General features: G+C 72.8%; 2 protein-coding genes (1 of these 2 only partly in view). Both read left to right on the top strand.

The features are described 5' to 3' along the window. A protein-coding gene (locus P7L68_RS19960) for an amino acid adenylation domain-containing protein (protein WP_372001023.1) crosses the window boundary here: on the top strand, nt 1–5,457 show its 3' end. The gene continues 10,053 nt to the left of window position 1, outside the view; only the last 5,457 of its 15,510 coding nucleotides appear in the window; its start codon lies off the left edge, out of view; the stop codon is at nt 5,455–5,457. A gap of 24 nt (nt 5,458–5,481) precedes the next feature. Beyond that, nucleotides 5,482–10,629, top strand: a complete 5,148-nt coding sequence (locus tag P7L68_RS19965) for a condensation domain-containing protein (RefSeq protein WP_372001024.1) — start codon at nt 5,482–5,484, stop codon at nt 10,627–10,629. Nucleotides 10,630–10,643 lie beyond the last annotated feature (14 nt).

Consider the following 10,643-nt stretch of genomic DNA (forward strand, 5'->3'; position numbering starts at 1 on the left):
CGCCGCATCGGCGACTGGCTGGCCGAGCTTCAGGAGAGCCGCCGCGCCGCCACCGCCTTCGAGGCCGCCCCCCTGGGCCTGGTCCAGCGCTGGGCCGTGCCGGGCGACATCCGCCGCCCGCTGTTCGAAACCATTCTCGCCTTCGAGAACTACCCCGTCGCCGAGGCGCTGAAAGGCGACGCCGCCACCCCGCCGGTGCTGGACGTGGCCGACACCGTCTATGACGGCCGGACCGAATATCCGCTGACCGTGACCGTTCTGCCCGGCGACGGGTTCGCGGTCGATATCGCCTATGATCCGGGTCTGGTCGATGCCGAGGCGGCCGACCGGCTGCTCCGCCAGATGCTGACCGCCCTGGCCGGCCTCACCCGGGATCCGCAGGCACGGCTGGCCACGGTCGATGTGCTGGATGCGGCCGAGCGCCGGCTGATCGCCGACTGGTCGCAGGGCCGCGGTGCGGCGGCGATCGCGGCCGGCTTCGCCGGGGATCCGGGCCCGCTTGCCGATGACGACCGGCCACTGCATCTGCGCCTCGCCGACCACCCGGCCGGGGATCCGGTGCTGATCCATGGCGATCGCCGGCTGGATCGTGCCTGGCTCGACACCGCCGCCCGCCGGGTCGCCGCCCGGCTGCTGACGGCAGGCGTGGGCAAGGGCGATCTCGTCGCCCTGCTGATGCCCCGCAGCCCCGAACTGGTCGCGGCCATGGTCGGTATCCACCTGGCCGGCGCCGCCTATCTGCCGCTCGACCCCGTCTATCCCGATGCCCGCATCGCCGCGGTTCTGGGCCATGCCCGGCCGCAGGCGATGATCGCGGATACGGCCGGTCTGGCACGTCTGCGGGATATGACCGAGGCCCCGGCGCTGCGGCTCGACATCGCCGACGTCACCGGCACCGGCCCCCGGCTCGACGCATGGCCCGAACCCGCCGCCGACTGGCGGGATCAGGCCGCCTATGTCATCTACACCTCGGGCTCCACCGGCACGCCCAAGGGCGTCGTCGTCACCCTCGGCAATCTGGCCCGGCTGATCGATGCCACCCGGCCCTGGTTCGATTTCGGGCCCGATGACGTCTGGACCCTGTTCCACTCCCCCGCCTTCGATTTCTCGGTCTGGGAGATCTGGGGGCCGCTCGCGACCGGCGGCCGGCTGGTGATCGTCGATCACGATCAGGCCCGCGATCCGGCCGGCTTCCATCGCCTGCTGGCGCGTGAGAGCGTGACCGTGCTGAACCAGACGCCGAGTGCCTTCGCGGCGCTCGACGCCGCCGATGCCCTGGCCGGGGACGTCTCCGCGAACCGGTCGCTCGACGCGCTCCGGCTGGTGATCTTCGGCGGCGAGGCGCTGGATGCCGCAGCCCTGGCCGGCTGGTTCACCCGCCATGGCGACGACCGACCGGCGCTGGTCAACATGTACGGCATCACCGAAACCACGGTCCATGTCACCCATGCCCGGATCCGTGCCGCCCATGCCGCGGAAACCGGTACCGCGCCGATCGGCGTGCCGATGCCCGATCTCACCCTGCTTCTGCTCGACCGTCACGGCCGCCCGGTGCCGATCGGGGCTGCAGGCGAGATTCATGTCGGCGGCCGCGGCCTTGCCCGCGGCTATCTGGGCCGCGACGATCTGACCGCGGAACGTTTCGTCACCACCGCCGACGGCACCCGGCTCTACCGGAGCGGCGATCTCGGCCGCTGGCGCAGCGATGGCCGGCTGGATCATCTGGGCCGGATCGACGCCCAGGTGAAGATCCGCGGCTTCCGGATCGAACCGGCCGAGATCCGCGCCGCCCTCCTTGCCCATCCGGCCATCGCCGATGCCGCCGTTGCCGCCCGGACCGGCGGCGCCGATGATCAGCTGCGGCTGGTGGCGTGGATCGTGGCCGATCATGTACCCGGCGATCTGCGCGACCATCTGAAGGCCCGGCTGCCCGACTGGATGATCCCCTCGGCGGTGGTGCCGGTGGCGGCGCTGCCGCTGACCCGCAACGGCAAGCTCGATCTGGCTGCCCTGCCCGATCCGGCGCCGGCCGGCGGGACCGGCGGTGCGACACCGGCCACGGCCACCGAAGCCCGGCTCGCCCGGATCTGGGAAGACCTGTTGGGCGCGCGCGCGCCCGGCCGCGGCGACGACTTCTTCGCCCTCGGCGGTCATTCGCTGCTGCTCGCCCGCCTCGCCCACCGGATCGCGCGGGATTTCGGCGTCACCCCGGACTGGCAGACGCTCTTCTCCGCCACCAGCCTGGAGGCACAGGCCGTGGCGATCGAAAGCCTGGCCGGCAGCGGCGGCATGCCGCCGCTGCGCCCGGTTCCGCGTGACGGCCGGCCGCTGCCGCTCTCTGCCGCGCAGCGCCGGATGCTGTTCCTGAACGAGGCCGCCCCCGGCCCGGCACACACCATCCCGCTGCTGCTCGGCCTGACGGGTCCCCTCGACCTCGACCGGCTGCGGGCGGCGCTCGACGGGCTCATCGCCCGCCACGAGGCGCTGCGGTCGCGCTTTCCGACGGTGGCCGGCCAGCCGGTCCAGCTGGTGGCGCCTGCGGAACCGCAGCCACTGGTCGTGGTCGAGCCCGAGGATGCGGCCGAATGGATCCGGGCCGAACTCGCCCGACCCTTCGATCTGGCGAACGAACCCGCCTTCCGCTGCACCCTGCTGCGGCGCGGGCGGCAGGATCATGTCCTGGTCGCCTGCCTGCACCATGTCGCGGGTGACGGCTGGTCGGTCGGGCTGCTGGCCCGCGATCTGGGCGCGCTCTACCGCGGAGACGCCGATCTGCCGCCGGTGGTGATCGGATCGGCCGATCTGGGTGCCGCCGAGGCCGACCCCCGGCGGATGGCGGCGGTGGATGCGGCGCTCGACCGGCGCGCAGCCGCCCTCACCGGGCTGCCGGTGCTGGATCTGCCGACCGACCGGCCGCGGCCCGAAATCCGCCGCGGCCTCGGCGCCTGCCGGACCTTCACCCTGCCGGCGCCCCTGGCGGAAGCCGCCCGCGCCCTCGCCGCCGCGCGGGGCACGACGACGGCCGTGGTGCTGACGGCGGCCCAGGCGGCACTTCTGGGCGGTCTTGCCCAGACCGACCGCTTCGCCATCGGCCTGCCCGCCGCCGAGCGCCTGGCACCCGAGACGGCCGAGACCGTCGGCCTTCTGGTCGAAACCCTGGTGCTGGCGGTCGACCTCTGCCATGTCAGCGGTGCCGGGCTGATCGACCGGCTGGCCGCAGAAATGCGTGCCGCCCTCACCGCCCGGCCGCTGCCGATCGACCGGCTGATCGACCGGCTGGCCCCCCCGCGCGATCCGGCGCGCACGCCGGTCTTCCAGACCATGGTCAGCCACGAACGCCTGGCAAGCCATGTGCTCGACCTCGGCCCCGATCTGGCGGCCGGGCTGCTGCCGGCGCCCACGGCCGGTGCGCGCACCGATCTCACCCTGATCCTGACCGACCGCGCGGATGGCGGGCTCGACGGGTTGATCGAATACGACACCGATCTGTTCGATGCGGCCACCATCGACCGTCTGGCCACCGGCTACACCCGGCTGCTGGGTGCCCTGACGGCAGCGCCCGAGCGGCCGGTTGCGCAGTTGCCGCTCGGCGACCCGGCCCCGGCTGCCGCCCTGGAACAGGTCTCACGGCCCACCGACCCGGCTGCCGCATTCCGCACCGTCGTGGCGGCCCGCCCGCAGGCGATCGCCATCAGCCATGCCGACGGCACCCGGATCGGCTATGCCGAACTGTTCGATCGCGCCGACGGCCTCGCCCGCGTGCTGCTGTCTCAGGGTCTCCGCCCCGGCGCCCATATCGGCCTCTACGCCGAACGCTCGGTTGCCGGCATCGTGGCGACGCTGGCGATCATGCTGGCCGGCGGCACCTATGTGCCCATCGATCCCGCCTATCCGGCCGACCGTCAGGCGATCATTGCCCGGGATGGCGGGCTGGAGGCGCTGATCCTGCCTCGAACCGCCCCCCTGCCCGCCTGGGCCGCCGGCCTTGGCCATGTCGTCCATGTCGACCAGGATGGCCGGAGCGATCTGCCCGTCACCGGTGCGCCCGCGCCCGACGGGCCGGTATCGCCCGAATCGGTGGCCTGCCTGATGTTCACCTCCGGCTCCACCGGCCGGCCCAAACCGATCGCGGTGCCCTGGCGGGCGGTGATCGCCCGGATGGTCGACGGCGGCTATGCCGCGATCGGGCCGGAAACCGTGATCCCGCACCTCTCCAACCCGTCTTTCGACGCGGTGACCTTCGAAATCTGGGGCGCGCTGCTCAACGGCGCCCGGCTGCATCTGGTCGACCAGGCCGTGCTGGCCGACCCCGCCTGCCTGGGGGATGAACTGGCCGCAGCCGGCGTCACCGTCGCCTTCGTGACCACAGCATTGTTCAATCGCATCGCCGAGCGTGCACCCCAGGCCTTCGCCGGCATCCGGCGGGTGCTGACCGGCGGCGAGGCCGTGCAGATGCGCTGGGTCCGCGCGGTTGCCGCCGCCTGCCCCGGCACCCGCTTCGCCAACATCTACGGTCCCACCGAGACCACCACCTTCGCCACGGTCTTCGACCTGGACGACCCGGCGATCGATGCCGCCCCGATCGGCCGGCCGATCGCCCGCACCACGGCGCAGGTTCTGGACCGCCATCTCCGGCCGCTGCCCGACGGTGTGCCCGGGGAACTCTGCCTGGGCGGCGACGGCCTTGCCCACGGCTATCCGGGCGATCCGGTGCGCACGGCGCTGGCCTTCGTCCCCGACCCGTTTGCCGGCGTTCCGGGCGGACGTCTCTACCGCACCGGCGACCGTGTGGCCCGCGATCCTGACGGTCATCTCCGCTATCTCGGCCGACGCGACGGCCAGATCAAGCTGCGCGGCCATCGCATAGAGCCCGGGGAAATCGCCGCCGCAGCCCAGACCCTTCCGGGCGTGGCACAGGTGCATGTGATGCTCCGCCGGGACGACGGCGAGCCACGGCTGGTGCTCTATGCCACCGGCACCGCCACCCCGGCAGAGATTGCAACCGCCCTCCGCGGCCTCCTGCCGCGCTGGATGGTCCCTTCGGCGGTGCTGATGCTGAATGCCCTGCCGGTCAATGCCAATGGCAAGATCGACACCGGCCGCCTGCCGGCTCCCCCGCCGGTCGCAGCGGACCCCGTGGCGGCGACCGGCGGCGGCACCATCGACCGGCTGGCGGCGATCTGGGCGGCGCTGCTCGGCCATCGCGCGTTCGGGCCGGCCGACAACTTCTTCGATGTCGGCGGCCATTCGCTGCTGCTGGTCGACCTGCGGACCCGGATCGCCGACGGCCTGGGGGTCACGCTTGCCATGACCGACTTCTTCGCCGCCCCGACCCTTGCCGATCTCGCCCGGCGGATCGACGAGGGAACGACGCCGGCAGCGCCGGCCCGGCCGGGTGCGGCTGCCGACCGGCTGGACGGCCGCAGCCGCCTTGCCGCCCGCCGCCGCGGCCCCTGAACCCCGATCCGAAGGCACCTGCCGATGATCCCCGCCGACGACCACAGCATGACCACCGCCGGGACCGCGCCGTCGCCCACCGACATCGCGATCATCGGCATGGCCTGTCGCGTGCCCGGGGCCGACGGACCGGAAGCGCTGGCACGACTTCTGGCCGAAGGACGCGAAGGCATCGCGGACCTGCCGGATGACGACGGCATTGACGATCCGCGCTGGGTGAGGCGCAAGGGGCTGCTGGCCGACCCCTTCGGTTTCGATGCCGGACTGTTCGGCCACGCCCCGCGTGAGGCGGCGCTGATCGACCCGCAGGCGCGGCTGCTGCTGGAACTGGCCTGGGAGGCGCTGGAGCGTGCCGGCCAGCCGCCACGCGCCACCGGGCACCGGGGCCGCACCGCCGTCTATGCCGGCGCCGGCATCAGCACCTATCTGCTGACCCATCTGCTCAACAATCCCGCGGCGGCCGAACTCGCGACCCCCTTCGAGGCGGTGCTCGCCAATTCGGGCGACAGCCTGGTGACGCGCATCGCCTATGAGCTGGATCTGCGCGGCCCGGCGGTGGACGTTCAGACCGCCTGTTCGACCTCGCTGGTGGCGGTGCATCTGGCGGTCCAGGCGCTGATCGCCGGCGAATGCCGGATGGCGCTGGCGGGCGGCGCCTCGATCGACCTGCCGGCACCGACGGGCTACTGGTACGCCCCCGGCATGATCCTGAGCCCCGACGGGCATTGCCGGGCCTTCGCGGCCGATGCCGCCGGTACGGTGCCCGCTTCGGGCGGCGGCATGGTGGTGCTGAAGCGGCTGGTGGATGCGCTGGAGGATGGCGATCACATCCATGCGGTGATCCGCGGCTCCGCCACCAACAACGACGGCGCCGCCCGGATCGGCTTCACCGCCCCGGGCGTCGAGGGCCAGGCCGAGGTGATCGCCGAGGCGCTGACACTGGCCGGCATCGCGCCCGACCAGATCGGCATGATCGAAGCCCATGGCACCGGCACGCCGATCGGCGACCCGATCGAGGTTCAGGCCCTCACCCGGGCTTTCGGGCCCCAAGTGCCGCGCGGGCAGTGCCTGCTGGGTTCGATCAAAAGCAATCTGGGCCATCTGAACGCCGCAGCCGGCGTGGTCGGCCTGATCAAGGCGGTGATGGCGGTGGAGGCAGGGATGGTGCCGCCCACCCTGCATGCGGAGACCCCGAACCCGGCCCTGGACATCGCCGAGACGCCCTTCCGTCTGGCAACCACCCTCAGCCCCTGGCCGGCAATCCCCGGGCCGCGGCGCGCAGGCATCAGTTCCTTCGGCATGGGCGGCAGCAACGCCCATGTGGTGATCGAACAGGCCCCGCCCCGCCCGGCGCCCCCCGCCGCACCGGCCCGGCTGCTGTGTTTCGCGGCGGCAACCGCCAGCGCCCTGGACCGCATGAGCGCCGCCGCCATTCCGGCCACGGCGGATGCCGGCTTCACCCTGCTTGCGGGCCGGGCACGCCTGCCCCATCGCCGGGTGCTGCTGCGGCGGGCGGATGGCGGGACCGAGGTGATCGACGGTATGGCGCCGGACCAGCCGGTGACCGTGGCACTCGCCCGGCCCGATATGGCCATCGCCGCCCGTCTGGCCGCCCTCGGCCTGGATCTCGCCCCCCATGGCAGCCTGACGCTGGAGGTCGACGGCAGCGACGAGACCGCCCTGCTCCGCGCCGTCGCCTGCGCCTGGACCCGGGGTGCGGAGATCGATGCCACCCGGCTCTACGGCCCCGGCCGCCGCCGGCTGCCCCTGCCCGGCTATCCTTTCGAGCGTGGCCATCACGAGATCCCGCGCCCCGCGGCAGCGCAGGCGGCCTCCACCGCGGCCGATCCGCTGGCCCTGCCGCCGCGGCTGGCCGATCCGGCCGACTGGTTCTGGCTGCCGGTCAGCCGCGAAATTCCGCCACCGGCCATCGATGCCCGGGAGACCGAGCCCGGCAACGCCGCCGCCGCCATCGCCGGCCCGGTGCTGATCCTGGCCGACGCGCTGGGGGTGAGCGCGATCCTGGCCGACCGGCTGAAAGCCGCCGGCCACACGGTCGCCCTGGTCGAGCCGGGCAGTGCGTTCATCGAGACGGCACCCGGCCGCTTCACGCTCGATCCCGCAGATCCGGCCCAGTTCCGCAGCCTGATCGCGGCACTGGACGGCGATCCGCGCACCATCCTCCATGCCTGGGCGCTGGAAGGGGCCGAGGCCCCCCTGGCCGGGGTGGAGGCGATCGCCACGGTGCAGAGCCGGGGGCTGCATGCCCTGCTCCATCTGCTCCAGGCCCTCGGCAGCCCCGGCACCGGTCCGGAGCGCCGGCTGCTGGTCGCGGCCGACCGGCTTCTGCCGGTGACGGAAGACGATCTCCGGCCCGATCATGCACCGCTGCTGGGGGCGGCCAAGATCGTCTCGCAGGAATATGACCGCATCCTCTGCCGTATGGTCGATCCCGGCACCGGTGCACCGGCGCGGCTGGCCGATATCCTGCTGGCGGAACTGACCGAAGGGGCAGAGGCACCGCGGGTGGCCAGCTGGCGCGGCGGCCGGCGCTTCGTCGGCGAGGAAGCCCCGCGGCGGCTGACGGGGGATGGCCGGCCGCGCTTCGCGCCGGGCGGGGTGACGGTGATCACCGGCGGCCTGGGCGGCATGGGCCTGGCCTTCGCCGAAGAGGTGGCGGAGCTTGCCCCCGGCGGCGCGCTGGTGCTGATCGGCCGCTCGGTCTTCCCCGAGCCGGAAGACTGGGACGGCTGGCTGGCCGAGAATGGCGAGGCCGGCCGCATCGCCCGCAGCATCCGCCGCCTGCAGGCGATCCTGGCCCGCGGCACGCGGCTGATGATCGCCACCGCAGACGTGGCCGACGCCCGGGCGGTCGGGGCCGTGCTGGCCGAGGCACGCCGCCGCTTCGGGCCGATCACCGCCGTGCTGCACACGGCAGGCCTCGCCGATTACGAGGGCGTGATCCATGGCCGGCCGCGGGAGCGCACCGACCGGGTGATGGCCGCCAAGCTTCAGGGCACGCTGGTGCTCGACCAGGCGACGCGGGACGACCCGCTGACCCTGTTCCTGCTCTGCTCCTCGCTCGGTACCGTGCTCTACCATGTGAAATTCGGCCAGGTGGGCTATGCGGCGGCGAACGAGTTCATCGATGCCTTCGCCCGGGCACGTGCCGCCGATCCTGCCCGCCCGGGGGCCACGGTCGCGATCCGCTGGTCGGACTGGCGCGACAGCGGCATGTCGGTGGCGGCACTGGCCCGCTGGGCGGAGCGCACCGGCATCGACGAGAGCGACTATATTTCGGACGGGCTGACCGATCTGGAAGGCCGTCTGGCCATGCGCCGCGCGGCGGGCCAGGCGGCGCCGCTGATCGGGGTATCGCAGCACGACCTCCGGACACTGATCGCCCAGGATCCCTTGCGGGCCAGGGCCTTCCTGGCCGAAACCGATCGCGCCCATGCACGGCCCGCGCTGGCACAGGATTATGTGGCGCCGCGCACGGCGGCCGAGCGCGAGGTGGCGCGGATCTGGCAGCGACTGCTGGGCATCGACCGGGTGGGCGCGCTGGATGATTTCTACGATCTGGGCGGCCATTCCCTGCTTGCGACCCAGGTTCTGTCGCGCATTACGGAGCGGCTGAAGGTCGAGATACCGCTGGATGCCTTCCTGGACGATCCGACGGTGGAGGCGCTGGCCGGGCTGATCGATGCCGCCGAGGCGGCGCGCGCCGCCACCACGGCCCTGGCCGGCGGCCCGCCGGCCGAGGGGGCCGCGGATGACGGGCCGATCCCCCATGCCGGCCGGCCGGAAGACGGGCTACCGCTGTCCTTCGCCCAGGCGCGCTGCTGGTTCCTGGACCAGCTGGACCCGGGCAGCGCCGGCTACAACATGCCGATGGCACTGGAGGTGTCGGGGCCGCTGGACCGGGCGGCCCTGTCGCGCAGCATCGACCTGATCCTGGCTCGCCACGAGGGGCTGCGCACCCTTTGCATCGTGCGGGACGGCGAGCCGCGCCAGATCGTGGTGCCGGCACGCATGGGCATTCTGGAGATCCGTGCGGCGACCGAGCCTTCGGGCATGCAGGCCCTGGCCGAGGCGGAGGCGCGCGAACCCTTTGATCTGACACGGGACATTCCGTTCCGTGCCGCCCTGGTACCGGTGGGGCCGGCACGGCATCTGCTGCTGATCACCATGCACCACATCGCCTCTGACGGCTGGTCGATGGGGGTGTTCCTGGACGAGCTGGCGCGGTTCTATGCGGGCTTCGCGGCAGGCGAGGTGCCGGCGCCGGCGCCCCTGCCGGTGCAGATGCCGGATGTGGCGGCCTGGCAGCGGCAGCGCTATGCCGGCGGCCGGCTGGAGGCGCTGACCGGCTGGTGGCGCGACCGGCTGGCGGGGGTGCCCGATCTGGTGCTGCCGACCGACCGGCCGCGGCCGCCCATACGCAGCGATGCCGGCGGGCTGATCGCGGTGCCGCTGGATCCCATGGCCCTTGCCCGGCTGAGGGCCCTGGGGCGGGCGGAGCGGGCAAGCCCGTTCATGGTGCTGCTGGCGATCTTCCGCCACCTTCTGGGCCGCTATTCGGGGCAGGAGGATTTTGCGATCGGCACGCCGGTGGCGGCACGCCCGCGGCCCGAGCTGGAGCCGCTGATCGGCTTTTTCGCCAACACGCTCGCCATCCGTAGCCGCATACCAGGCGATGCGAGCCTGCGCCAGGCGATCGCGATCGTGCGCGAGGATGCCGGCCAGGCCTTCGCCCGCCAGGATCTGCCCTTCGACCGACTGGTGGAGGAGCTGGGCATTGCCCGCGATCCCGGACGTAACCCCGTGTTCCAGGTGCTGTTCGTGTTGCAGAACGCCGGACGGGCGACGCCGCGGGTGGCGGGGCTGGAGCTGACGCCGCTGGACGCGGACACCGCCACGGCGAAGTTCGACCTGACGCTGTCGATCGTGCCCGCGCGTGTGCCGGACGGGGCCGGGACCGAGGCGGACGATTACAAACAGGCGTTGTTCGAATTCGCCACCGACCTGTTCGATCCGGCCGGAATCGAGATGATGGGAGCATGCTTCGCCGAACTGGTCATGCGACTTTCGGTTGAAGCCGACGCGCCGATGTCGTCCATTGCGCTGGATGCCGCGGGGATGGCGGCCGCAGCCGATGATGACGGCTGGTGAGGGAGGAAGGACGA

The organism is Tistrella mobilis (assembly GCF_041468085.1).
GTDB classification, from domain to species: Bacteria; Pseudomonadota; Alphaproteobacteria; order Tistrellales; family Tistrellaceae; genus Tistrella; species Tistrella mobilis_A.

Excerpts from the sequence above, each read along its gene's own strand:
- P7L68_RS19965 (WP_372001024.1), top strand. The coding sequence starts at position 5,482 with ATGATCCCCGCCGACGACCACAGCATGACCACCGCCGGGACCGCGCCG.